We start from the raw sequence: 23381 nt of genomic DNA, 5'->3' as shown, positions 1-23381 counted from the left end.
CCGCCCGGCCCTCGGAGGCGGCCTACCGAGAGGAGATGGCCTGCTGTGCGCGGTCAGCGCGCGCCCGCGACCGGAGCGGGGGTCCACAGCGGCGGCTCCGACACGTCCCTCCCCGCTCCGGCCGGCACAGCATGGCTTCGTCCGGTGATGCGCTCGAACTCCACGACGTCATGAGAGCACACGAGCCTTACCTCGTGGCCGCGCTCCTCGCGCAGCGCGCGCAGCCGCCGCTGGTTCTCGAGCCGCGCGCCGCGGTCCTTCTCCATCATGAACTGATAGAGACGCAGACCCGGCGTGCACGCCGGCCGAACCGGGTCCATCTCTCGGTGATAGAAGTAGGCGTCGCCGGCGAGGAGCAGCCAGCCGCCGTCGCTCCGGATAGCCACGCCAGCGTGGCCCAGCGTGTGACCGATGAGCGGGACGAAGAGCACCTCGTCCTTCAATCCACCCACCGGCCGCGCGCCCTCGAAGCCAAACCAGCGCTCGCCACCGCCCGAGGGGTAGGTAATCCAGCTCGGCTGCGTCGACCACTGAGCCGGCCGGTAGCGCATCCGGTCGAGGAGCGTCCGCCGCGCGACCGCGGCGTCACGCTCGTTGGCGAGCAGATGGACCTGCGCTCCAGGAAAGTCGTCGAGGCCTCCGGCATGGTCGAAATCGAGGTGGGTGAGCACGATATGGCGGACCTCCTCGGGTCGAAGGCCGAGGCGCTCGATCTGCCGGCGCGCGGTCATCTCGGCGCGAAACTCCGGTCGCACGAGGAAGAGGAAGAACCGGCTGAGCCGCTTCCTCGCCATCGAGACGTCCAGCAGCCCAAGCCCGGTGTCCACGAGGACCAGGCCGCTCTCCGTCTCGAGGAGCAAGCAATGGCACGTCAGCCGCCCGCGGAGCCCCAGCGTTCGCCCGTCCATCAGCGCGCCGCCGACCGGACAGGTCGAGATGCAGTTGAGATGATGGATTCGCACGGACGCATCCCCCTTCGCGGCTACCCTGCCCCCGCGACGACCGCTCGACGAGCTGGCCCCGACGCGAGCCCACGGCGCGGTGTGCGCTCGAACTGCTCATCGCGCCCCGCTCGCCGGAGATCACAAGACCAGAGCCAGGGCTCACCGGAGCGCATGAGGCGCTGTGATTGCACGGTGTATGCCGATCTCCGGGCCCCGGACGGCGTAAACGACGGAAAACCGGACGCCTGCCACGGGCGGAGGCGCCCCGCACGGGAGGCTCCCTGGATGGGCCGCCTCGACGTTCGTGCCGCGCCTGGACACTTCCTGACCCGGAGCGCCCCCATGTCCGCGCCAGCGCCACCGCGCGCCACCCGAGCTCCGCCGCGGCGCGCGCTTCCCCGCGCCCGAGCAGGAGCCCTACTTCCGGGGCGGCGTTGCGACGAGCTGGTAGGCGCGGGCGCGCAGGTTCTCCTGAGGCGCCAAGGCTGGTACGCTGGGCGATATGTCGGATGAGAGTGCCCGCCGTCCGTACCAGGCCACCAAGCCATCCGCTCGCGGAAGCGACTCGACCGGGGCCAGGAGCGTTGGCCCGGGGGATGTCGTCGGCCAGCACTTTCGGATCGACGAGCTCCTGAAGAAGGGAGGCATGGGCCGGGTCTACCGGGCAACCGATCTTCGCCTCGGCGAGCCGGTCGCGCTCAAGCTGATGGATCCGGCGATCGTCGGCACGGAGCGGGCGCGCGCCCGCTTCTTCCGCGAGGCGCAGACAGCGGCGAGGCTGCGGAGCAAGAACGTCGTGCAGCTCCTCGAGTTCAACGTCGATGCAGCCACGCAGGTGCCCTACATCGCCATGGAGCTCCTTCGCGGCGAGGACCTGGCCCAGCGGATCGCCCGCGGGCCGCTCTCCTATGAACAGACGAAGGCGATCCTCGGCGATGTCTGCAGCGCGATCGCCAAGGCCCACCGCATGGAGATCATCCATCGCGACATCAAGCCGGCCAACGTCTTCCTCGTCGAGGACGACGATGGCCCGCTCTGCAAGGTCCTCGACTTCGGGATCGTCAAGCTCGGTGACCTCGGGCTCGACCCCCATGGATCCCCGCAGACGGACGCCGGCGCCACCCTGGGCACGGTGAGCTACATGAGCCCGGAGCAGATCGCCGACGCCCGTGGGGTCGACCTCCGCGCGGACCTCTGGTCGATCGGCGTGATCGCCTACGAGTGCATGACCGGGCAACGGCCCTTCCGCGGCGAGTCGCTCTTCGAGCTCGTCCACAAGATCTGCTTCGATGTCCCGGCCCCGCCGTCGCGCCTGGCAGACGTCCCGAGCGGCTTTGACGCCTGGTTCGCCCGGGCGATCCACCGCGACCTCGACCGCCGGTTCACCTCCGCCCGCGAGCTCATCGAGGCGCTCCGGGCGCTCGCCGGGCGCCCGCCGGAGCCGCCCCTGCCCCTGCCCCGGCCCTCGCCGCCCGAACCCCCCACGAACCAGAGCTGGGCCTCGGACGCCAACCAGATCGATATCGGCGCCCTCAAGGACCTGACCTTCAAGAACGCCGTGGTCCGCGAGTTCCTCGACAGCGCCAACAAGCACTTTGTCTCGGGGAGCAAGGGGCTCGGCAAGACCCTCCTCCTCACGTACAAGCGCTCGGTCCTCAGCGAGATCTACCTGGCGGCGACCGGCCGCGAGCGCCGCCACGCCGCCGTGCAGTTCATCCCGGAGGGGCGGCCGTACCTCGATCTGATGGGCGATCTGCCCAGCGTCGATCAGACCCGCAGCGACCTCATGTCGGGCCTCCACGAGTGCAAGCGGCTCTGGAGCTTCAGCTTCCGCATGTCGATCGTCTCCTACCAGTCCGCCGCCGCCGGCGCCGGCGATCCCGCGGATCTGGCGCCGCTCCCCCGGAGCCTGCGCGGGCTCCTGGAGGGCCGGCCGGTCGAGCCGACGATGGTGCTGAAGGAGCTGCTCTCGCTGACCGTCCGCCAGATCAACCAGGTCGTCGACGCGATGGAGCGCCCGCTCGAGCGGCGGCTCCGCTCGCTCCACAGCGGCGTCTTCATCTTCATCGACAAGCTCGATCAGGCGCTCCGGCGGCTCCCGCGGGCCGCGTGGATCCACATGCAAGCGGGGATGATCGAGGCCGCGTGGGATCTGATGAACGCCAACCGGCACGTCAAGATCTTCGCCACCATCCGCGAAGAGGCGTTCTCCGCCTACGAGTCCGACATCAAGACCAACCTCTACGGCGCGACGTCGACGCTCCGCTACGCCAAGCACGAGCTCTTCGAGCTGCTCGAGAAGCTCACGTATTATTACGAGCGGCTGCCGCTCCGCGAGTTCATCCACCTCGACGTGGTGAGCGCGGGGCGCTCGGCCCGCGGCGAGTCGACCTTCGACTTCCTCCACCGCCACACCCTCGGGCGGCCGCGCGACCTCGTGATCCTCGCCTCGGAGATCTCGCGCAACCGAAAGGCGCTCGACGAGCGGACCTTCACGCAGATCGTGCAGCGCACCAGCGCCGGCCTCCTCGTGGCCAACATCTTCGACGAGATGCGGGTCTTCCTCGAGGTGCTCTGTCACCGCGACAAGCGGGCTCGCTTCCTCGGCCTCCTCCCCTGCGACGTCCTCACCCACGACGAGGTGGTCGAGGTCTGGTGCAGGTTTCATGAGGTCGATCGCGCGTTCTACGACGCCCACGGCAGGGAGGCCGACGACGTCTACCACCCTTTCCGCGAGCTCTTCGAGTGCGGCCTCCTCGGGGTGCTCGGCGCCGATCCGGGGGCCGAGCGCCAGGTCCAGCGCTTTCGCCAGCCGCACGACGCCGTCGTCGGCTCGCGCCACGAGCTGCCGCGCTCGCGGTATTACCTGCTCCACCCTTCCCTCCGCGCGTTGATCGAGCCGCTCCCCGGCGGCGGCCGGTTCCACGCGATCCGCCACGTGATCATCGGCCACGGGGAGCCCTGGCCCCGCCACTGGGACCTCGTGGTCGACGTCCAGCGCGAGCTCTTCCGGCGCCCGGACGCCGACGAGGAGATCGGCGGGGCGGTGTTCTCCCTCCTCGACCGCCTCGCGACAGAGATCGCCGACGGCGAGGGCCCCGACGCCGCGCGGCGGGCGATCGCCGCCTCCCCCACCTTCGCCCGCCTCAGCGCGCACCTCGAGCGAATCCACTGGGACGATCTCCACCTCACGCTCCTCGAGCTCTTCCCCGACGAGCGGCGAGAGGAAACGGAGCCGACCGACCGGGTGGAGGTGGCCATGCTGCTCATCGACATCGTCCGGTCGACCCACATGATCCGCAGCATCGGCGACACCGGCTTCGTCGACCACCTTCACCGGCTCCGCGGCTCCCTCCGAGGGGCGACGAACCCGCGCCTGCTGAAGGGGACCGGCGATGGGTACCTCGCGGTCTATCCCACCGTGGCCCGCGCCGTCGACGCGGCCCGCGTGCTCCGCCGCACCGTCGACGACCCCGCCCAGCTGCGCCTCGTCGTCCACTGGGGCTGGGTGCGCATGAGCGATCACGACGTCATCGGCACGGAGGTCCATCGGCTCTTCCGCATCGAGGCGGTCACCGAGGAGGATCGCGCGGACGAGCCGAGCTCCGGGATCGGCCTGCCGCGCCCCGGCCGCGTGACGCTCTCGCGCTCCGCGGCCGCCGCGCTCCCCGACCCGTCGCGCGCCGACTTCCGCCGAGCGGGCGCGTTCCGGCTCAAGGGGTTCGACGATCCCGAGTCGATCTGGGTGGAGATCGACGAGAACGACGAGAACGACGCCTGCCCGTGAGATCGCTCGCGGTGAGCCCGAGGGCCCACCGACGGGCCGCGCCCTCGGCCCGCGAGCGATCGGCCGGAGGCGCGCGGCGGTGTGTGGTAGCCTGCCGGCGCCATGACCGAGCTACTTGGCCTCGTTTTCTCGCCGTGGACGGAGAAGGCTCGCTGGGCGCTCGACGTCCGGCGCGTCCCCTACACCTTCCGGCACTACCAGCCGCTCGTCGGTGAGCCGGCGCTCCGGGTGAAGCTCCGCCGGCTCACGGGCCGTGTCTCGGTGCCGGCGCTCACCACCGACGACGGGCGCGTGCTCGGGGACTCGGCCGACATCGCACGCTGGGCAGACGGGCGCGGCGCGGGACCGACCCTGTTCCCTGTCGAGCACGAGGCCGACATCGCGCGGCTCATCGATCTTTCGGAGCGCGGCCTCGCCGCCGGGCGCGCCCGCGCGCTGACGCGCATGCTGGCCGACGACGAGGCGCTCGCCGAGATGGCGCCGAGGCCGATCCGCCGCGCGCTCGGCCCCCTCGCCTCGCGGCTGGGAGCGCTGGGGGTCGCCCGCACCCTCCGCAAGTACGACGGCGACAAGACCGACGGCGAGGCGCACCGGCAAACGCAGGTCGCCGTGCTGGAGGAGATCCGCGAGACGCTCGCGCGGGCGGCGCCGTCCGGAGACGCGCCGCGGACGCTCCTCGGCCGCTTCACGTTCGCGGATATCGCGATGAGCCAGGTCCTCGTGAACGTCGCGCCGCCCGCCCAGCTGAAGCTCGGCGCCGCCAGCCGCCGGTGCTTCTCCGACCCCGACCTGCGCGATCGCTACGACGACCTCGTCGCGTGGCGCGACGAGCTCTACCGCGCCTTCCGGACGAGCTGACCTGCCCGGCCGGGCGAGCGCGGCATCTCGAGCGCGGTGAAGCCCGGGGAAACCAGCATGGCACTGTGCTTCATCGGGGAGCTCTCTCCTTCAGGCGTTGAGGGCGACTGACCAGGAGCGCGGTCGTCCAGCGCGCACCCCCCGACCGTTGGCAGGCGCGTCCGCAACGCCAGGCCTCGCGTGGCGCCAAAGCCTCGATCATGGACGCCGGATCTGGTAGCGGTGGAATTTACCATGAAACAAGCGTGGCAAACGGACGAGGTGGGCCGCTTCTTCGAGATGTCCGTGGATCTGATCGGCACCGCCGGTTTTGACGGGCGCTTCAGGCGGATTGGCCAGGCGTGGGAGCGCACGCTCGGGTTCTCGCGCGAAGAGCTCTTGTCGACGCCGTTCATCGACTTCGTGCACCCCGACGATCGAGCGCGCACGCTGGCCGAGTCGGCGCAGGTGTTCGGCGGCAGCGGCAGCGTGACGTTCACGAACCGCTACCGGTGTCGCGACGGCTCTTACCGGTGGATCGAGTGGAACTCGTCGGTTCACCCGGAGGAGGAGCTCGTCTATTTCGTCGCTCGCGACGTCACGGATCGCAAGCGCGCGGAGGAGTCGCTGCTCGCGGCCGAGTCCCGGTTCCGGGCGGCGGTCGAGGGAAGCCTGGACGCCTTCTTCGTGCTCCGGAGCGCGCTCGACGAGGCCGGGACGCTCGTGGATTTCGTGGTCACCGACGCCAACCAGAGGGCCGTCGAGGGGATGTCGATGCCCCGCGAGGAGATCGTCGGCAAGCGGCTCAGCGAGCTCTCGCCCGCCGCGCGCCACCTCGGCCAGCTGGACAAGTACGCGCGCGTCTTTCGGACCGGCGAAAGGCTCCTCGAGGAGCAGCAGATCGAGAGTCCAGGGCACGAGGACCGGTGGCTCCAGCATCAGGTCATCCCGCTGAGCGACGGTGTCGCGATCGCGATGAGGGACATCACGCCCTTCAAGCGGCTGGAGGCCGAGCTCAGGGAGACGCTCCAGCGCCGGGCGATCCACGCGGAGGAGCTCGAGGAGAAGAACCGCCTGCTCGCGGCGGAGAACGCCGAGCGCGAGCGCGCCGAGGCGCTGATGCGGCAGCAGCAGGAGACGATGCGCGCCATGTCCACGCCCATCATCCAGGCGTGGGAGGGGGTCCTCGTGCTGCCGATCATCGGGACCGTGGAGACCGGGCGGGCGAATCACATCATGGAGCGGCTGCTCACCGAGATCGTGCGGACGAGCGCGCGCTTCGCCGTCCTCGACCTGACCGGCGTGAACGCGGTGGACGCCGCGACCGTGGCGCACCTCCTCGCCGTGGTGCGCGCGGCGAACCTCCTCGGCAGCAGCTGCCTCGTCTCCGGGATCTCGCCCGAGATCGCGCGGACGATGACGGAGCTCGGCGCGGCGGATGGCGGGTTCAAGACCTTCGGCGTGCTCCAGAGCGCCTTGCGTTACGCGCTCTCCCGCTGCAGCGCCGAAAGCCCGCGGTGAGCCGCCGGGCGCGCGCATCGACGCGCGCTTCGGCTGACGTGAGGTGGCGGGGAGCGCCTCTGCGTCGCTCGACGGCTGTCGGGCCGCTCACCCGCGGCTGCGCGCCCGCTTGCCCTCCGCGGGGGCGAGCCATCGATCGAGCTCGTCCGAGACGAGGTGAAAGTCGAACGCTTCGGCGTTGATCCCGAGCTGGGTCATGGCGCCGATGATGAAGGACGTGACCACGCGGGCCGCGGCGCGAGGATCCAGATCGGAGCGCAGCTGTCCGCCGCGCACGCCTAGCCGCACGAGGTGCTCGACAGCGAGGTTCCACTCCTTGTGGACGGCGCAGAGCGCGGTCCGCGCCGCCGGGTCGCGCTGCGCGCGCACGGAGAGCTCTTGCAGCACGGCCGCGAGGTGCGGATTGTCCTGGAAGGTGCGCCATGCGCTCTCGAGGTGCGCTCTCAGGATCGCGCGCGCGTGAGCCGGGCCTGCGGCGCCCTGGCCTGCCGGGCGGCGCTGCGCCTCCACGAATTTGTCCGTCACATGCGTGACGATGGCCGCGAGGAGCTCGTCCTTCGTCCCGAAATAGTAGTGCAGCGTCGAGATATTGACCCCTGCGCGCGCCGCGATGTCGCGCGTCCGCAGCCCCTCGAGGCCCTTCTCGGCGATGAGCGTATACGCCGCCTCGAGCAGGTCGCGCCGCCGCGCTGCACCGAGCTCCGTGGACGAGGTCTTGCCGCCCGCGACGGCGCTTCTCATCTTCGCCAAGCCCACGCAAAGCTACAGGTTTTCTCCGGTCCCAGCAAGCGCCCGCGGCGCGCGCCTTGACCGTCCGGCCGCCGTCGCGTATTGTCAATCAACTGATTGATTGACTCCCATCGCATGGAGGAAATGCATGATGTCCTTGGAGCTCGCCACCGCGCCGCTCGCCGCCCGGGTCCAGCGAAAGGCGATCGGCGTGGGGATGCGTCTATTCTTCGCCTGGTCGCACCTTGCGTATCGCCTGCTTCCGCCGTGGGGCGGCAAGCTGCGCGCCGTCGATCACCTCACCGTGCCGTGCTCGGATCTCCGGGTGGCGGAGCGGTTCTATGTCGGACTGCTCGGCGCGCGCGTGGTGATGCGGGTCGACGTCCCGTTCCTCGAGCGGATGGGGCGCCCTGCGGACGAGATCGCGCGGGGGGTCCACCTCTCGGTCGTGTTCGCCGGGGGCCCGCGGTTCGACCTCTTCGAGTCGCCGATCGGGCAGCCGCCCCGCGAGGCGGATCATCCGCACTGCGCGCTCTGGGTCGCGCCTGGGAAGCTGCTCGCGTGGAAGGAGCGCTTGAATGCCGCTTCGGTGCCGACGTACGGCCCGACGCGGCTCGGTCCACCGGGCCAGGCGTCGCTCTATTTCAACGATCCATTCGGCAACCGCCTCGAGCTCGTCACGCTCGGCTTCACCGGGGAGATACCGGTCGGGGCGCCCGACGTCTCCGCGCTGAGCTACACCTGGGCTGGCCCGTGAGGTGCCAGCTCACTGCAAGCTGACTGCAAGCTGAATGCAAGCAGATGACAGGCTGATGACGCCGCGCGGTCGATGCCGGGCGTGATTTCCGGGTGGCGTCTCCTCCCGCGGTTGCCCGGGAGGAGCGCGGGCACTATGGGAGCATCCCCGAACGGCGCTGCCCGGTCGGGCCGTGCCCGGCGGGGACGAGCTGCCCGTGACCGGGCTCATCGCCACGAAAGGAACGCTCCAATGCCTGTTGACGTGAAGTACACGACGCAAGCCACGGCCAATGGCGGCCGCGATGGCCACGCTGCCACTGCCGACGGTGCTCTCAAGGTCAAGCTCTCGACACCGAAGGAGCTCGGCGGCGCTGGCGGCGAGGGGAACAACCCGGAGCAGCTGTTCGCGGCGGGTTACGCGGCCTGCTTCCTGGGCGCCCTCAAGTTCGTGGCCGCGCAGGAGAAGGCCCGCATTCCGGCCGAGGCCACCGTGACGGCGACCGTCGGCATCGGCCCGCGCTCCGAGGGCGGGTTTGGCCTCGACATCGGCCTGCGGATCGCGCTGCCGGGCCTGGAGCGGTCGCAAGCCGAGCAGCTGGTCGAGAAGGCGCACCAGGTTTGCCCCTACTCGAACGCCACCCGCAACAACGTCCCCGTCCGCCTAGAGGTCGCCTGATCTTCTGACACCGCGCGCTCCCTCCACGGGGGGCGGCCCATCATTCATGAGCTCCCGGTGGAGCGCCGCGAACGCTCCCCCCCCGCGCGAGCAGCTCCGCGTGCGTCCCCTGCTCGACGACCCGCCCGTGGTCGAGCACGACGACGCGATCGGCGTGCCGGATCGTGCTCAGCCGGTGGGCGACAACGAAGCTCGTCCGCCCTCGCAAGAGCCTCCCGAGCGCCGCCTGCAGCCGGGCCTCGGTGAGGGCGTCCACGGCGCTCGTCGCCTCGTCGAGCAGCACGATGCGCGGATCGGCGACCATGGCGCGCAGGAAGCACACGATCTGCCGCTGCCCGAGCGACAGCGCCGTCCCGCGCTCGCCGACCTCGGTGCCGAGGCCGTCCGGCAGCGCGTCGAGCATGTCGAGCACGTCGAGGCCCCGCGCCGCGTCGCGGATCTCTGCGTCGGTCGCGGCGGGGTTGCCCAGGCGCACGTTGTCGAGCACCGTCCCGCTGAAGAGGAAGTTGCTCTGCAGCACCAGCCCGAGCTGCGCGCGCAGCGAGGCGGACGACGTCGCCGCGAGATCGTGCCCGTCGACGGTGATCGACCCCGCCGTCGGCAGGTAGAGCTTCGCGAGCAGGTTCAGGATCGACGTCTTGCCGCTGCCCGTGTGCCCGACCAGCGCGATCATCTGCCCCGGCTCGGCGACGAGATCGACGCCGTGGAGCACCGGCTTGCCCGGATCGTAGGCGAAGTGGACCCGCTCGAACACGACCCGGCCGCGCGCGGGCGGCAGCGCCGGGAGGCCGCGCTCGTCGGGCCAGTCGGGCGCCGTGTCGAGCACGCGGAAGAGCCGTTCGGCGCCCGCCATCGCCGCGAGGGCCTGGTTGTACTGGTTGCCCAGCACGGGGATCGGGTTGAACAGGAGGTTCGCGAGGAAGAAGAACTCCACGAGCACGCGCAGCTCGATCGCGCCGTGAAGCGCCTGATAGCCGCCGACGACCACGAGGACGGCCAGGAACAGCTGCCCGTTGAACTCGAGGAGCGGGAGGAAGGTCGCCGAGTGGCGCGCCGCATCCATGTTGTAACGGGAGTGGTCGAAGATCAGCGCGCGGAACAGCCCGCCGTTGATGTCCTGCCGCACGAAGCCCTGCGTCACGCGCACCCCCGTGACCGACTCGGCGAGCGTCGCGGTCACGCGGGTGAAGCTCTCCTGCGCGCGCTGGTGGGCGGCCCCGAGGCGCTTGTGGAAATAGACGATCAGCCCCCAGAAGACGGGGACCATCGCGACCACCACGAGGAAGAGCTGCCAGTGCGCGTGGGCCATCAGCGCCATCGCGACCGCCATGGTGCCGAGGTTCACCGTGCTCACGAACACGACGTCCTGCACCGCCACCCGGATCGCGTCGATGTCGGACGTCATGCGGCCGATGAGGCGCCCCACCTTCGTCTTCACGAAGAAGCGCATCGGCATGCGCAGGAGGTGGCTCTCCAGCCGATCGCGCATGTCGAACACCACCGCCTCGCCGAGCTCGAGCGCGAGCCGCGCGCGGTAGTGGAAGACGATCTCGGTGAAGAGCACGAGCGCCGCGAAGCCGAGGACGGCGAGCAGCGTGGCGCGCGCGTCGCGCCGGGCCACCGGGCCGCTGATGATGGCGCCGACCGCCCAGGTCAGGATCGGGAGCTGGATCGACCTGACCACCACGAGGGCGAAGAGCGCGTTCCGCTTGCGCGCGTACGGGCGGGTGAAGGCGAACACCCGCCGCGCGAGCCCGAGATCGAGCGTGCGGTGGTGCTGGTCCGCCTCGTCCTCGAGCGCCACGCGCGCGAGGCCGAGGCGCGCGTCGATCGGCGCCGCCTCGGCCGCGGAGCGGGCCGCCCCCGACGCCGTCGCGGGGCGGCTCGGCGCGTCGGCCCCGCGGCTCACGCCGGGTCCTCGGCAGGGCGCGCGCCCGCGGCGGCGCGGCGCGAGGGGGTGTCGTCCGCCCGCGCCCCGAAGGCGTGGGCGTCGTGCAGCGCGAGGGCGCTCGCGTAGTGGCCGCGCCGCCGGAGCAGCTCCTCGTGGGTCCCCCGCTCGACGACGCGGCCCCGGTCGAGCACGATCACCTGGTGCGCGCGGCGGAGCAGGTGCGCCCTGTGCGTCGCCATGATCGTCGTCCGCCCCCGCGTCGCGCTGAGGATCGCGTCGAGGATCTCGCGCTCGGTGCTCGCGTCCACCGCCGCGGTCGGGTCGTCGAGCAGGAGCAGCGGCGGGTCGAGCAGCACCGCGCGCGCGATGGCGAGCCGCTGCCGCTGGCCGCCCGAGAGGTTGGCCGCCGCCTCGCCGAGCTCGGTGTCGTAGCCCTCGGGCAGCTCCCGGATGAACTCGTGGGCGCAGGCGATGACCGCGGCGCGCTCGATCTGCTCGCGCGTCGCGCTCGGGGCGCCGAACGCGATGTTCGCCGCCACCGTGTTGCTGAAGAGGAAGTTGTCCTGAAAGACGACCCCCATGCGCCGGCGGATCTGGTCGAGGTCGTGGCGCCGGAGGTCGATCCCGTCGAGGAGGACGCGCCCCGACGTCGGATCGTAGAAGCGCGGGATCAGGCTGAGCAGCGTGCTCTTGCCCGCGCCGGTCGGGCCGATCACGGCGACGAACTGCCCGGGCGTGACGTCGAGGTGGACGTCGTGGAGGACGGGCCTCTCGGGATCGTACCCGAACGTGACGCGCTCGAACACGAGGCGCCCCTCGACCCGCGCGGGGCGCGCCGGCGCCTCGGGGCTCGTGATCTCGACGGGGGTGTCGAGCACCTCGAAGACGCGCTTCGCCCCGATGAAGCTCTGCTGCGCGGTGTTGACGATCGTCGCCATGCTCGCGATCTGCCCCGAGAATTGCTGCAGGATGCCGGCGAACACCACGAGCTGCCCGAGCGTCAGCCGGTCGCGCGTGACGAGCAGCCCGCCCATGCCGAGCAGGATCACGAGGTTGATCTGCCCGAGCAGATCGATGGTCGGGCTGAGCACGCTGACGGTCCGGAACGTCTCCTGCTGCTGCTCGCGCACCTCGCGGCTGCGCTCGTCGAAGCGGCGATGGGCCTCGCGCTCTCGCCCGAGCCCCTTGATGACCTGGATGCCCTGCAGCCCCTCCGTGAAGCTCAGGACCATGCGGTCCACGAGCTCCCGGTTGCGCAGGTAGGCGGGCTGCGCCCACCGGGCGAAGAGCGTGCTCGCGATCCAGAGGAGCGGCGTCGGGGCGAGGCACGCGAGCGTCAGCAGGACGTGCGCGCGGAGCATGTACGCGACGTACACGCCGAGCGACAGGACCATGATGACGCTCGGGAGCAGCACCCCGTCCACGAAGGAGCGCACGAGCTGGACGTCGCCTGTGACGCGGTTGATGAGCGAGCCGCTCTTGTTGGCGTCGAAGAACCGGAAGCTCAGCCGCTGGAGCTTGTCGTACACCCGCGCCCGGAGATCCGGGACGATCTCCATGTGGACGAGGTAGCCCACCGAGAGCGCGTAACCGTAGTTGATCACCGCGCGCGCGGCGGCCATCGCGAGGATGGCGGCGCCGATCGAGAGGACCGCGCGCATGGGCTCACGCTCGGCGTCGACCAGCCGGCCGAGGCCGACCGGCAGCTCGGGGAGGCGGTTCGATGGATCGAGCCGATGGCGGAGGATGTCGATGGCGAGCCCGGTCAGGCCGAGCCCAGCGAGCCCCAGCGAGAGCAGGATGATCTGGTAGCCGAGGACACGGAGGACGCGCCCCCGGTACGCCCAGCTCAGCCCGAGGAGCCGCAGCAGGAGTGAGCCCCCCTCGCGGGAGCGCCCAGTTTCCGACGAAGCGAGGGAACCGACATCAGGACGTGAACCGGACAACATCAGCGCAGGGCACCTGGCATACCGGCCATGCCGGGGCCCGTAAGCTACCGATTTGTGCGGCGTTCGCCAGCGGCGGGGACACGATGCCCGGGGCGCGGCGCTGCTGTCGTCCGGACCGCCGGGCCAGCGCCCTGACAGGGCTCCTGGCGCTCCGCTAGTACATCAGGTTGCCCTTGCCGAGCTGGAAGGTGATGTTCGATCCAAACTGATCGCGCGCGTTCTGGACGCGCGAGATCGCGTTCGAGATCCGGCCCTGGCGCTGCGACCAGGTCGTCGCCGAGAGGCCCGCCGCGATCTCGGTCTTCGCCAGCTGGAGGCGATCCGTGGAGACGGGGTGCAGCGGCGTGCCGCCGACGGCGAGGACCTGCAGCGCGTCGTCGATCTCGGCCTCGGCCAGCTCCATCAGGCGCCGCTGGACGTCGGCCCGCGTGTCGTGGAACTGCTGGACGAGCACCTGGGCGGCGGTCAGGCGCTGCCTTGCGAGGTCGACGTTGAACGCGGCGTTCAGCACGCGAAGGAACCGCCCGATCTTGATGATGTCGGTGTCGGGGAACTGGACGGGGCTGCCGAACCGCGCCTCGAGTTCCAGGCCGGCCGGCGAATTCTTGAAGAAGTCCGACAGATAGAACGCCACCGCGCCCTCGATGTCGTTGCCGAAGGCGTTCGTGTGGAAGAACGGCGGCGTGTCCACGGCCTCGATGAGGGGCGGGGTGCTGAACGTGCCGTCGCCGAACCCGTTGAGAAAGCCGATGTCCAGGACATCGATGTTGGGCGAGGCCAGCCCGGAGCCGCCGAAGCCGCCGTCGAACGCGCCGATGGTGCCGGTCGCGGGGGCCTTCCGGGTGCCCGTGTCCAGGTTGCGGTTGCGCCCCGTGTCCAGGTGGTTCGCGCCCGCGTTTGAGTGGCACACGTTGCAGCGGCCCCGCGCCGGGTCGAGGAACGCCTGCCGCCCCTCGTTCGCCTCGGCATCGGCGAGGTTCACCTGCGTGAGGTTGAGCTCGTTCGTCCGGCCCAGGCTCATCTGGTAGGCGAGCGTCAGATCGAGCTCCTGCTCCGTCGGGAGCCGGAAGGCCACCCCCGGCTCGCGGCCGAGATCCGTCGGGTAGTGCTGCGTGATCGCCCCGGTGAGGAACTCGCGCAGCGAGCCGGTGCCCGGGGCGCCGTCGCCCGACCAGCCCGTGCGATGGACCGGCGGGCTCGTTATCCCGTCCACCGGATCCGGCGTGATGCTCGTCGCCAGCGAGAGCGTGTGGGGGACCGCGCGCATCGAGAACTTGTTGTCGAGATCGTCGAAGCCGTCGATGTTCTCGCGGATCAGGCCGAGCGTCTTCAGCTCGGGCGTCTCGAGATCGGTCAGCTCCGGGTCCTGCTCGAAGACGAACAGCGGGTCGAGGGGGTTATCGTCGAGCAGAGCGTCGATGAAGGGGATGTCAATCGTGAAGTTGTTTCCGACAGGATGGCACGTCCCGCAAGACCGGCCGTTGCCCTCGAAGGTCTCGCGAAAGAAGATATCGGCGCCCGCGCAGATCTCCCTCGTGACGAGCCCGGCGATCACGCGAGGATCCTGGTCGCAAGCCGCGAGCCGCTGCTGAGCCGTGAGCGCGCTCGACGCCGCGCCAAGGATCTCTGCCTCGCCCTCGCCCTCCGGCGCGGCGGGGGCGCACGAGGCGAGGAGAGAAACAGAGACGATGGGGGCGAGGAACAAGGAACTCAATCTCGGACTTGGCATGACGCTCTCTCTTCCTGTTACGGTTGTTCGACACCGATTTCGAATCACGGCGTTCATGGATGCGGCGCGCCGTTCGGCGGCAGCGCCGGGGAAACACAGGTGAAACCGACCTGGCGCTACGATGGCGGCCGGCGGCCGACCCGGCGCCGGAGCTGCGAGCGAGATGGCCGATCCAGGCCATCCGCGCGGCTTTGGAGGCACGCCGGAGGCTCGAGGCCCGGTCCTCGCGCGCTCCATGCGACGAGCGCGCTCGGGCCGCTCCGCCTCGATACGACCCCCTACGGGGATCGCGCCACAGGCGATCTCAGGCGGCGACTACTTAGCGGACCGGACCAGACATGGCAACGTTCACAAACGTTCGCAGCACAAATCTGACTTCTTAACGAACCTTTACAAGCAGGATCACGAGACGACATTCCCCGGCGGATCGGCCTGCGGCATCGCCGCGTATCGCCATGACGGCGGGCGAAGCGGGCGCGAGGAGGAGCCGTGAGCCCGGCTCCGCGGGCGTGCTCGGGAGATCGAAGCGGGACATGGGTGCGAAGACCGGCGGCATCCCCTCACCTCTCTCGGTGAGGTCAGTGACCGTGCCGGTTCAATGGCCAACGTTTAGGTCGGCCGATGGCGCGCTTCCAACTCATTAGTAGCATGGGCCCCATGCATCCCGTGCATCTTGCTTCCATCGACCTGAACCTGCTCGTCGTCCTCGACGCCCTGCTGGCGGAGGGGAGCGTCACGCGCGCGGCGGCGCGCGTCGGGCTGAGCCAGTCGGCGATGAGCCACGCCCTCGGGCGCCTCCGCGTGTTGATCGACGATCCCGTCCTGGTGCGCACGCCGCGGGGGATGATCCCGACGCCGCGCGCGCAGGAGCTCATCGGCCCCATCCGCGAGGCCCTCGCCAAGATCGAGGCGACGGTCGCGCACAGCCCTCGCTTCGAGCCCGCGACGGCGCGCCGCTCGTTCACCGTCGCCACGGTCGATTACGTGGAGCTCATCCTGCTGCCGCGGCTCGTGCAGAAGCTCGTCTCCGAGGCGCCCTTCATCGACCTCGTCGCGCGCCCCTACGACAGCGAGATGTGGAGCGCCATGGAGACCGGCAAGGTCGATCTCGCGATCGGCCTGCTCCCCACCTTGCCCGCGGGGTTTTACCGGCAAAGGCTCATCGAGGAGCGCTACATGTGCGTCGTGCGGAGGAGCCACCCCGCGGTCCGGGGCAAGCTCACGCTCAAGACGTACACGAGCTTGCCGCACGCGCTCATCAGCCCGCGCGGCGAGGGCGGAGGCCGGGTGGACGAGGTCCTCGCCGAACGGGGGCTCTCTCGCCGCGTGGCGCTGCAGATCCCGCATTTTCTCGTGGCGGCCCACATCGTGGCCCAGACCGATCTCGTGCTGACCGTTCCGGCGCGCATCGCGCGCGTGTTCGCGGAGATGGAGGAGCTGCACGTCATGAAGCCGCCCGTGGAGCTCGGCGGGTTCTCGGTGGATCAGGTGTGGCACGAGCGGCACGCGAAGGACCCGGCGCACACCTGGCTGCGCGGCGTCTTCGCGGAGATCGCCCGCGACAGCTGACGCGCTCTCCCGCGCGGCGGCCAGGTCTCGCGGGAGCAGGGGCGAGCCGACGTGCCGAGTAACGCGAAAGTGAACCGGTCAGTCCGAGCTTCTGTTCAACCCGGGCCGCCGGGCGCGGCGATGAACGGGGCGCCCTCGGTCTCGGCGAGCTGCCGGTGGAGCGAGGTCAGGCGGGCCGTGACAGGGCCGCGCTCGCCGCGGCCGATCGTGCGCCCGTCGAGGCTCCGGACGGCGATCACGCCGGCGCCGGTGCCCGTCAGGAACGCCTCGTCGGCGGCGAAGAGGTCGAGCCGCCCGATCGAGCGCTCCACGACCGTGAGCCCGATGCCGCGCGCGAGCTCCATGACGGCCGCGCGGTTGATGCCCTCGAGGCACCCGTCGGTGGCCGGCGGCGTCGCGAGCACGTCGCCGCGGAGCGCGAACACGTTGGCCACGGAGGCCTCGGCCACGTGGCCCCGCGCGTTCAGGAGCAGCGCGTCGTCGGCGCCGCGCTGCCTCGCCTCGAGCTTCGCGAGCGCGGAGCCGAGGTAGTTCAGGCTCTTGATCCGCATGTCGAGCGCGTCCGCGTTGGGCCTCCTGTGGCTCGACGTGATGAGCTCGAGGCCGCGCCGCCGCTGCTCGTCGTCGAAGAGGCGGATGGCCCCCACGATGCAGAACAGCCCCGGCCGCTCGCAGGTCGTCGGATCGACGCCGAGCGGGCCCACGCCGCGCGTCACCACGAGGCGCACGTAGGCCTCGGGCTGGCCGTGCGCGCGCGCCGTCTCCTCGACGATGGCGCGGAGCCCGTCGAGCGAGCGCGGGAGCGCGATGCCGAGCGCCCTCGCGCCGATCTCGAGCCGCGCGAGGTGGCGCTCGATCCGGAAGACGCGCCCCGCAGCGACGCGCATGCCCTCGAACACGCCGTCGCCGTAGAGCAACCCGTGATCGGTCACGTTCACGGTCGCGTCCGCAGCGTCGACGATCCGCCCATCGATCCATGTCTTCATGCCGTTCACCTCCTGCCCTCGCCCTGGAGGGCGCGCGCGACCCGCTCGGCGGCGTCGCGCGTGTGATTCACCGCGGCGTCACGACGATCGCCGCGCAGGCTCTGGGCGGCCGCGGCGCAGGCGACGCAGCCGTGCAGGCCGCCGCGCGCGAGCACCGGGGCCGCGATGACGGTGAGCCCGTCGATCCACGCGCCCTCGTTGACGTCGTAGCCGCGCTTCGCGGCGCGCCGCGCGGCGCGGAGCATGGCCGGGTCCGCGCCCGAGGCGCCCACGAGCTCCGGCGCGTGCGCGAGGTAGAGCCGGCCGCTCGCGGTGACGTCGACCGGCACCTCGGCCCCGACGGTGGGCGCCGCGCGCAGGAGGCCCGTGCCCTCCGCCTTGTCGAGCACGACGAGCCTGCCAGCGCGCGCGGCGACGAGGAAGAACGTCTCGCCGAAGGCGCGCGCCGCCCGCTCCAGCTCGGGCCTCGCGACACGCGCGACCGCGTCGAGCCCCTGCGCCCCGAGCCCGAGCCGGATCAGGCCGACGCCGAGCCGGTAGCGCCCCTCCCCGTCCTGCTCCACCAGCGCGTGCGCGGCGAGCGACGCGAGCAGCCGGTGCAGCGTCGCCTTCGGCATGCGGAGCCGCTCCGCGAGCTCCGAGAGCGAAGCGCTGCCGCCGCCCTCGCCCAGCGCCTCGAGGGCGCGCACCGCCTTGTCGACCGTCCCGGATCGCTCCATGCCAGTTCCACTATTCGGAATGACGTTCCGACTATTGGTATAGCTCCATCCCGCGCCCCGGTCGAGGGCGCGGCGCCGCGGGATCCCCGCGGGATGGCGGGCGTCGGCGCGCGGGGGCCGGCGGAGGCGCGGGGGGAGCAGGCTCAGCGCTGCGGGCGACGCGCGCTGGTGTCGCTCGAGGGGGTCGGATAGCGTCTTCGGTCCCGCCGTGAGCTGCGGAGGAGAGGAGCACATGCGCAAGATCTCATCGGTCGTACTCGTCCACGGCGCCTGGCACAGCCCGTCCTGCTGGTCCCAGGTCGCGTGTCGGCTGCTCGGCAGCGGGCTCGACGTCCGGGTGCCAGAGCTGCGGAGCGCCGGGCCCGCCGCAAGCGGCCTCGCGGCGGACGCGGAGGCGGTGCGGGCGGCGCTGGCCGAGGCGCCCGGCGAGGCCGTCGTGGTCGCGCACTCCTACGGGGGATTGCCGGTCACGGAGGTGGCGGCCCGCGCGGGCAACGTCGCCCACCTCGTTTACCTGTGCGCGTTCATGCTCGGCCCGGGGGAATCCCTGCTCTCGGCGATCGGAGGCCAGGAGCCGCCGTGGTGGATCACCTCCACGGATGGCCGGACGATGATGCCCGACCGCGCGCGCGACATCTTCTACAACGACTGCAGCGACGAGGTCGCAGCCGCCGCGGCAGCGGCGCTGCGGCCTCAGTCCAGGGCGTCCTTCACGGAGCCGCTGGGGGCCGCGGCCTGGCAGGAGCTGCCCTCCACCTACGTGATCTGCGAGCGCGACAACGCCATCCCGGTGTTCGCGCAGGAGGCGATGTCGCGGCGCGCGAGGGACGTGCGGCGACTCGACGCGGGCCACTCTCCGTTCGTGTCGCAGCCGGACGAGCTGGCCGCGCTCGTGCGCGACATCGTCGCGGCCGCGGCCGGCTGAGCCGACGCCGGCGCGCGGCGACGTCGGGGCGCCCACCGCCCGCGCCTGGCCCCCGGAGCCGCATCGACATTTCGGCTCGACCAGCGAAACGGCGGCGGAGAGCTGCCGTATCCAGCGAGCAGGGCGGCCTGTCGCGACGGCCTGTCGCGATGGGCGGACCCGCGCCCGATGCTGCTGTGGAGGATCAAGCCATGACTGTCCTGAACATCGCCTCGATCGAGAAGCTCAGCCTGCCCGGGCTCGCCCACCAGACCCTCGCCGGCCCTCGCGACGGCCTCCGGACGCTCGAGGTGTGGATGCAGACCATTGCGCCGGGCGCGCAAACGCCGCGTCACCGGCACGCATGTGAGGAGGTGATCGTCGTCCTCCGCGGTTCCGGGACATGCGAGATCGATGGAGTGGCCCTCACGTTCGGCCCGGGCTCGACGCTCATCGTGCCGGCGGGCGTCCCGCACCAGATCGCGAACACGGGTGAGGAAGAGATGCACGTCGTCGCCGCGCTCGGCGCAGCGCCGGTCACCGTGGAGACGCCTGCTGGCGAGCGCATCGAGCTGCCGTGGGATCAGCACCGCTTCGCTCGCGAAAAGTGCGAGGTCTGACATCCATGCCGCTGCGCAGGCTGAGCCAGGCCGCACGCCGCGTTCCGGCGAGCTCGCCTGCCTCGCGCAACCGGGCGGGCGTGCAGTCTTGTTCTGCCCGTCCGCAGCACGCTGCCTGCACCGGAGCCACACGCGGTGTCCTGGCTCGTGGCACAGCGGTTGCCGTCTGCCGCTGGCATGAAACCGAACACGCTCTTCAAGGTCCTTGCGCTGGTCGCTAGCTTCCCGTTCGCCGCCGGCTGCGCTCTCGGCTCCGAGGAGGAGGCAGCGCCTGAGCAACAGTCGCTCGGCGCTTCATCCGAGGCCGAGGGGATCTGGCTCTCCACGAAATACTCCTTCGGTCTCTGCGCCGGCGAGTGCATCACGACGGTGTCCCGCGATGGCGCAGAGCTCTCGCTCACGGCCTGCACGCACGCCAAGAGCTGTCCCCGCTCGAACCTGGCGACGCTGACGGACGAAGGCACGCGAAAGCTCGACGAGATCGAGGACGCGCTCTCGGGCGTCGCCCTCGACGACCGCTACGGCTGCCCTGACTGCGCCGACGGCGGCGCAACGTCGGTGCGCCTGCGCCGCGATGGTCTCGAGACGTCGCACCTCTACGAGTACGCCGGGGCGCCGGCGCCCCTCCTGGCGCTCGATCACCTGGTGGCCGACCTCCGGCTCGGCCTGGACTCCTGCACACCGGGACCGCTCCTGAAGCTCTCGTCGGGGTGCACGCCCAAGTGAACGCGCTCGACCGGAGGCTCCGGGTCGGCTCGTCTGGGTGAGACCGCCGCCGCCGGAGCCGCGCCCGGCCAGCGCCGCCCGCCGGAGCGGGCGCTACCCGTCGTCCGGCAGGTAGAGCTTCACGTCGTCGAACTCGGCGGTGCCCTCGTAATAGTTGATGTGCGGATCACCGAAGAAGAAGTGATCCGGGTAGGCCGACCCCGCCGGCCAGGTCTCGAAGGTCTTGCCGAAATCGACGGTCTCCTTGGGGTGGGGCCGTCCTTCCACCCGCGGGCGGTGTACGACGTGAACCCATTTCCGGTCCACGGGCTCCCGAACGCATCGCCGCGGAGCCAGATCATGCTCACATAACGTGATCCGTCCTGCTCGGCCCGGCCGGTCGTTCCAGACCTGCGACCAGGGGCCGTCCTCGCCGAAGTTGCTGCCCGTATCCATCACGACCTTCCGGTGGTGATGGATGAAGACGTTGTTGTGAGGGGCCGGCCGCGGACAATCGGTGATGCAGAGAAAGTAAACACCGTTATCGAATGTCGCCGACCGCGGCGCGGCGCTGCGATCGCTGAACCGCCACGGGTCGGCCAGCTCGTCCCCGTGCCGGCAACACGAGGGCGAGCGCGGCGAGGCGTCGCGTCGACGCCTCGCGCGCGCGGGCGGCGCCACGCCGCATCAGCGGTTGGGCTGAGGGGTGAGGCGCAGGTACGGGCGGACGGCGTTGTACCCCTTGGGGAACTTCTGCGCGAGGACGGCGGGGTCCTGGAGCGAGGGGACGATCACCACCTCATCGCCGTCCTTCCAGTTCGCGGGCGTCGCCACGGAGTGGCTGTCCGTGAGCTGGAGCGAGTCGATGAGGCGCAGGATCTCGTCGAAGTTGCGCCCCGTGCTCGCCGGGTACGTGAACGTCGCGCGGATCTTCTTGTTCGGATCGATGACGAACACCGAGCGCACCGTGAGCGTGTCGCTCGCCTGCGGGTGGATCATCCCGTAAAGGCCCGACACCTTCCGGTCCACGTCGGCGAGGATCGGGTAGTTCAGCTTCGTTCGCTGCGTCTCCTCGATATCCACGGACCAGCGCTTGTGCGAGTCGACGTCGTCGACGCTGAGCGCGATGGGCTTCACTCCGCGCTTGTCGAACTCCGCCTTGAGGTTGGCGACCGCGCCGAGCTCGGTCGTGCAAACCGGGGTGAAATCCTTCGGATGCGAGAACAGGATCACCCACGAGCTCCCGGCCCACTCGTGGAATCGGATGGTCCCGTGCGTGGACTCTTGCTCGAAATCAGGCGCGATGCTTCCGAGTTGCAGGCTCATGACATTCCCTCCTGGCCGCGGCCCAGTCTCCGCTATGGCGGAGGAATCTCCGTCAAGCCGCTCAGGGTGTCAAGCCGGGAGCGGCGGTGTTTCGCGCCGGGACGCCGCCGGCGCGCGCTCGACCGCACCGCGCCGCGCCGCGCTTGGCCGGCGCAGCGGCGCCTCAGAGCGCGCCGACCTCGCGGCGGAGGCCGCGCCACGGGATCTCCCGCGGCGGCGAGGCGCGGCGCTCGCCCGCCCCGTCCGGCTGCGCCGCGGTCGAGCACTCGCCGTGCTCCAGCAGGTGCAGGGCCTCGGCGAGGCACGTCTCGCCCGCGTCGCCGAGCTCTGCGCCGAGCGTGTCGTCGGCGGCGCAGTCGGGGGGGAGACCATCGTAGAAATCGCCCTCTTCCTTCGCGTTGAGCACCCGGAACGCGATCGGGTGCACGACCATGTCGCAGTTGTCCCATCCGTACATGCCGACGGGTTTGCCGTGCGTGGTCGAGCCGACGATCTTCACGTCCATGTAGGCGCGCAGGCTGTTGATCAGCGACTCGCTCGCGGAGGCCGTCCCGCCGGACGTGATGACGACCAGCCGGGACAGGGGGAGCGGCGGCTGGTCGAGGTCGTCGAACGTCTCCCGCTTGTCCCAGTCGACGTGCCTGTCGTTGTGCGCGGTGATGTCGAGCAGCGCGCCGGCTTCCGCCGGCCGGTGGATCAGGCTCGCGAGGTGCCTCTCGACGGAGAGGCGCCCACCGCCGTTGTAGCGCAGGTCGAGCACCAGCTCGTCGACCTGGCTCTCCCTGAACAGCGCGAAGGCGCTGTCGAGCTCGCTCACCGAAGGCTCGATGAAGGTGGTGAGCATGAGATATCCGACGGTCGCGGACCCTGTTTGCAGGACACGCGGGCTCACGACCGTGGTGATGCCATACCACGCCTTCCGGAGCGCGACCGTGAAGGCCTCGGCGTCCGCGCGCTCGATCGTCAGCGACATCTCGTGCCCTTCCTCGTCGGGGCCCGCGAGCTCCTCCCAGAGGTCGTCGCTCACGACCTGCTCGACGTCGATCCCATTGATCGCCACAACCGCGTCGCCCCGCCGGAGGTCGGCCGCTCCGGCAGGCGAGCCCGGCTGGACCAGCGCGAGCCGGAGGCTGTCCTCCTGGTCGAAGCTCCACCGCATGCCGAACCCGAGGGTCTGCCCTTCCCGGAAGAAGGCGTCGTCGACGCTCTTGGTCGAGATGTAGCTCCAGCGGTCTCGCGGCTCGGTGACGAGATCCACGAGCAGCGCCTCGGGCGAGGGGTACGCCCGATAGTCCAGGTCGGGTACGCCGTCGTACCAGAGATAGGCGTCCTTCATCAGCTCGAACAGGAACTGGTTCTGTCCCTGCAGCGAGCAGTCTGCCTTTGGCTCCGCATCACCGTCCGAGGCGGTGCAGCCTCCCGTCGCGGCGGCGGCCAGCGCGAGGGTGCATGTGGAGAGGACCGCGACGAGCTTCGAGGCGACCATGCGCCTCAGGACACCACGAAACGGAAAGGGCGAGCAACGGGGTTGGGTTGGCGGTTCGACCCGACCGGGGTTGGGTTTGCCGGCAGCCCGACCGGGGTTGCGGGTCGATCCCCGACCGGGGTTGCGGGTCGATCCCCGACCGGGGTTGGGTTCAGCGGCCGCGGTTCATTCCCCGACCGGGGTTGCGGTTCAATGTGATTTATCTCACTTTGCTGCCGCGACCAGATCCCGACCGGGGTTGAGGTTTGCCTGGTCCATTCCCCGA

At 70.7% G+C, this 23381-nt stretch carries 18 protein-coding genes and 1 pseudogene; 9 read left to right on the top strand and 10 right to left on the bottom strand.

Annotated elements, in window-relative coordinates; genetic code table 11:
- Positions 1-53: 53 nt before the first annotated feature.
- On the bottom strand, positions 54-962 hold the full coding sequence (locus WMF39_RS00990) for an MBL fold metallo-hydrolase (RefSeq protein ID WP_437743682.1): 909 nt from the start codon (positions 960-962) through the stop codon (positions 54-56).
- Positions 963-1446: 484 nt separating this feature from the next.
- Between WMF39_RS00990 and WMF39_RS00985 the strand changes: the two genes are divergently transcribed.
- The 3 genes from WMF39_RS00985 to WMF39_RS00975 all read left to right on the top strand — a co-directional run bounded on the left by WMF39_RS00985 (position 1447) and on the right by WMF39_RS00975 (position 7089).
- Entirely contained in the window at positions 1447-4731 is a 3285-nt protein-coding gene (locus WMF39_RS00985; protein WP_437743681.1) for a protein kinase domain-containing protein, read from the top strand.
- Positions 4732-4833: 102 nt separating this feature from the next.
- Complete coding sequence (locus WMF39_RS00980) at positions 4834-5589, top strand: glutathione S-transferase (protein ID WP_437743680.1); 756 nt, start codon at positions 4834-4836, stop codon at positions 5587-5589.
- 234 nt (positions 5590-5823) lie between these two features.
- On the top strand, positions 5824-7089 hold the full coding sequence (locus WMF39_RS00975; RefSeq protein ID WP_437743679.1) for a PAS domain S-box protein: 1266 nt from the start codon (positions 5824-5826) through the stop codon (positions 7087-7089).
- A gap of 87 nt (positions 7090-7176) precedes the next feature.
- Here WMF39_RS00975 and WMF39_RS00970 read toward each other — a convergent pair whose 3' ends face one another.
- Positions 7177-7830, bottom strand: coding sequence for a TetR/AcrR family transcriptional regulator (locus WMF39_RS00970; RefSeq protein ID WP_437748145.1), 654 nt, complete (start codon positions 7828-7830; stop codon positions 7177-7179).
- Between the two features lie 136 nt (positions 7831-7966).
- Between WMF39_RS00970 and WMF39_RS00965 the strand changes: the two genes are divergently transcribed.
- Together WMF39_RS00965 and WMF39_RS00960 are read left to right on the top strand one after the other, a co-directional pair.
- Complete coding sequence (locus tag WMF39_RS00965; RefSeq protein ID WP_437743678.1) at positions 7967-8575, top strand: VOC family protein; 609 nt, start codon at positions 7967-7969, stop codon at positions 8573-8575.
- Between the two features lie 231 nt (positions 8576-8806).
- A complete protein-coding gene (locus WMF39_RS00960) occupies positions 8807-9232 on the top strand; it encodes an organic hydroperoxide resistance protein (protein WP_437548723.1) in 426 nt (141 codons plus the stop codon).
- Positions 9233-9272: 40 nt separating this feature from the next.
- Here the strand turns inward: WMF39_RS00960 and WMF39_RS00955 are convergent, their stop codons facing one another.
- The 3 genes from WMF39_RS00955 to WMF39_RS00945 form a co-directional block, all read right to left on the bottom strand.
- Positions 9273-11141, bottom strand: coding sequence for an ABC transporter ATP-binding protein (locus WMF39_RS00955; RefSeq protein WP_437743677.1), 1869 nt, complete (start codon positions 11139-11141; stop codon positions 9273-9275).
- Positions 11138-13072, bottom strand: coding sequence for an ABC transporter ATP-binding protein (locus tag WMF39_RS00950; protein ID WP_437743676.1), 1935 nt, complete (start codon positions 13070-13072; stop codon positions 11138-11140). Before WMF39_RS00950 ends, WMF39_RS00955 begins: the two co-directional genes overlap by 4 nt.
- A gap of 154 nt (positions 13073-13226) precedes the next feature.
- Entirely contained in the window at positions 13227-14801 is a 1575-nt protein-coding gene (locus WMF39_RS00945; protein WP_437743675.1) for a hypothetical protein, read from the bottom strand.
- A gap of 657 nt (positions 14802-15458) precedes the next feature.
- On the opposite strand from WMF39_RS00945, the gene WMF39_RS00940 reads away from it, so the two are divergent.
- On the top strand, positions 15459-16370 hold the full coding sequence (locus WMF39_RS00940; RefSeq protein WP_437743674.1) for a LysR family transcriptional regulator: 912 nt from the start codon (positions 15459-15461) through the stop codon (positions 16368-16370).
- A gap of 95 nt (positions 16371-16465) precedes the next feature.
- On the opposite strand, the gene ilvE is transcribed toward WMF39_RS00940, so the two are convergent.
- Complete coding sequence (ilvE, locus tag WMF39_RS00935) at positions 16466-17356, bottom strand: branched-chain-amino-acid transaminase (RefSeq protein ID WP_437715106.1); 891 nt, start codon at positions 17354-17356, stop codon at positions 16466-16468.
- Between the two features lie 5 nt (positions 17357-17361).
- Complete coding sequence (locus WMF39_RS00930) at positions 17362-18075, bottom strand: IclR family transcriptional regulator (RefSeq protein WP_012232810.1); 714 nt, start codon at positions 18073-18075, stop codon at positions 17362-17364.
- A gap of 232 nt (positions 18076-18307) precedes the next feature.
- On the opposite strand from WMF39_RS00930, the gene WMF39_RS00925 reads away from it, so the two are divergent.
- The 3 genes from WMF39_RS00925 to WMF39_RS00915 all read left to right on the top strand — a co-directional run bounded on the left by WMF39_RS00925 (position 18308) and on the right by WMF39_RS00915 (position 20325).
- Positions 18308-19000: an alpha/beta hydrolase gene (locus tag WMF39_RS00925; protein ID WP_437743673.1), complete on the top strand. Its 693-nt coding sequence runs from the start codon at positions 18308-18310 to the stop codon at positions 18998-19000.
- 191 nt (positions 19001-19191) lie between these two features.
- Positions 19192-19599, top strand: coding sequence for a cupin domain-containing protein (locus tag WMF39_RS00920; protein ID WP_437743672.1), 408 nt, complete (start codon positions 19192-19194; stop codon positions 19597-19599).
- Between the two features lie 177 nt (positions 19600-19776).
- Complete coding sequence (locus tag WMF39_RS00915; protein WP_437743671.1) at positions 19777-20325, top strand: hypothetical protein; 549 nt, start codon at positions 19777-19779, stop codon at positions 20323-20325.
- A 93-nt stretch (positions 20326-20418) separates the two neighbouring features.
- Here the strand turns inward: WMF39_RS00915 and WMF39_RS00910 are convergent.
- From WMF39_RS00910 to WMF39_RS00900, 3 genes and pseudogenes are all read right to left on the bottom strand, one after another.
- Positions 20419-20916 (bottom strand): annotated as a pseudogene (locus tag WMF39_RS00910) (hypothetical protein); the annotation flags it as partial.
- A gap of 75 nt (positions 20917-20991) precedes the next feature.
- Entirely contained in the window at positions 20992-21630 is a 639-nt protein-coding gene (locus WMF39_RS00905; protein WP_272097229.1) for a peroxiredoxin, read from the bottom strand.
- A 163-nt stretch (positions 21631-21793) separates the two neighbouring features.
- On the bottom strand, positions 21794-23116 hold the full coding sequence (locus WMF39_RS00900; protein WP_437743670.1) for a S41 family peptidase: 1323 nt from the start codon (positions 23114-23116) through the stop codon (positions 21794-21796).
- Positions 23117-23381: the final 265 nt, after the last annotated feature.

Origin of the sequence: Sorangium sp. So ce1504 (assembly GCF_051521635.1) — a bacterium.
Taxonomy (GTDB): Bacteria; Myxococcota_A; Polyangia; order Polyangiales; family Polyangiaceae; genus Sorangium; species Sorangium cellulosum_B.
Note: the sequence above shows the minus strand (reverse complement) of the source record. Positions and strands in the feature narration are given on the sequence as shown.

Coding starts and splice junctions, on each gene's coding strand:
- WMF39_RS00985 (WP_437743681.1), top strand. CDS start 1,447: ATGTCGGATGAGAGTGCCCGCCGTCCGTACCAGGCCACCAAGCCATCC.
- WMF39_RS00980 (WP_437743680.1), top strand. CDS start 4,834: ATGACCGAGCTACTTGGCCTCGTTTTCTCGCCGTGGACGGAGAAGGCT.
- WMF39_RS00975 (WP_437743679.1), top strand. CDS start 5,824: ATGAAACAAGCGTGGCAAACGGACGAGGTGGGCCGCTTCTTCGAGATG.
- WMF39_RS00970 (WP_437748145.1), bottom strand. CDS start 7,830: ATGAGAAGCGCCGTCGCGGGCGGCAAGACCTCGTCCACGGAGCTCGGT.
- WMF39_RS00965 (WP_437743678.1), top strand. CDS start 7,967: ATGATGTCCTTGGAGCTCGCCACCGCGCCGCTCGCCGCCCGGGTCCAG.
- WMF39_RS00960 (WP_437548723.1), top strand. CDS start 8,807: ATGCCTGTTGACGTGAAGTACACGACGCAAGCCACGGCCAATGGCGGC.
- WMF39_RS00950 (WP_437743676.1), bottom strand. CDS start 13,072: ATGTTGTCCGGTTCACGTCCTGATGTCGGTTCCCTCGCTTCGTCGGAA.
- WMF39_RS00945 (WP_437743675.1), bottom strand. CDS start 14,801: ATGCCAAGTCCGAGATTGAGTTCCTTGTTCCTCGCCCCCATCGTCTCT.
- WMF39_RS00940 (WP_437743674.1), top strand. CDS start 15,459: ATGCATCCCGTGCATCTTGCTTCCATCGACCTGAACCTGCTCGTCGTC.
- ilvE (WP_437715106.1), bottom strand. CDS start 17,356: ATGAAGACATGGATCGATGGGCGGATCGTCGACGCTGCGGACGCGACC.
- WMF39_RS00930 (WP_012232810.1), bottom strand. CDS start 18,075: ATGGAGCGATCCGGGACGGTCGACAAGGCGGTGCGCGCCCTCGAGGCG.
- WMF39_RS00925 (WP_437743673.1), top strand. CDS start 18,308: ATGCGCAAGATCTCATCGGTCGTACTCGTCCACGGCGCCTGGCACAGC.
- WMF39_RS00920 (WP_437743672.1), top strand. CDS start 19,192: ATGACTGTCCTGAACATCGCCTCGATCGAGAAGCTCAGCCTGCCCGGG.
- WMF39_RS00915 (WP_437743671.1), top strand. CDS start 19,777: ATGAAACCGAACACGCTCTTCAAGGTCCTTGCGCTGGTCGCTAGCTTC.
- WMF39_RS00905 (WP_272097229.1), bottom strand. CDS start 21,630: ATGAGCCTGCAACTCGGAAGCATCGCGCCTGATTTCGAGCAAGAGTCC.
- WMF39_RS00900 (WP_437743670.1), bottom strand. CDS start 23,116: ATGGTCGCCTCGAAGCTCGTCGCGGTCCTCTCCACATGCACCCTCGCG.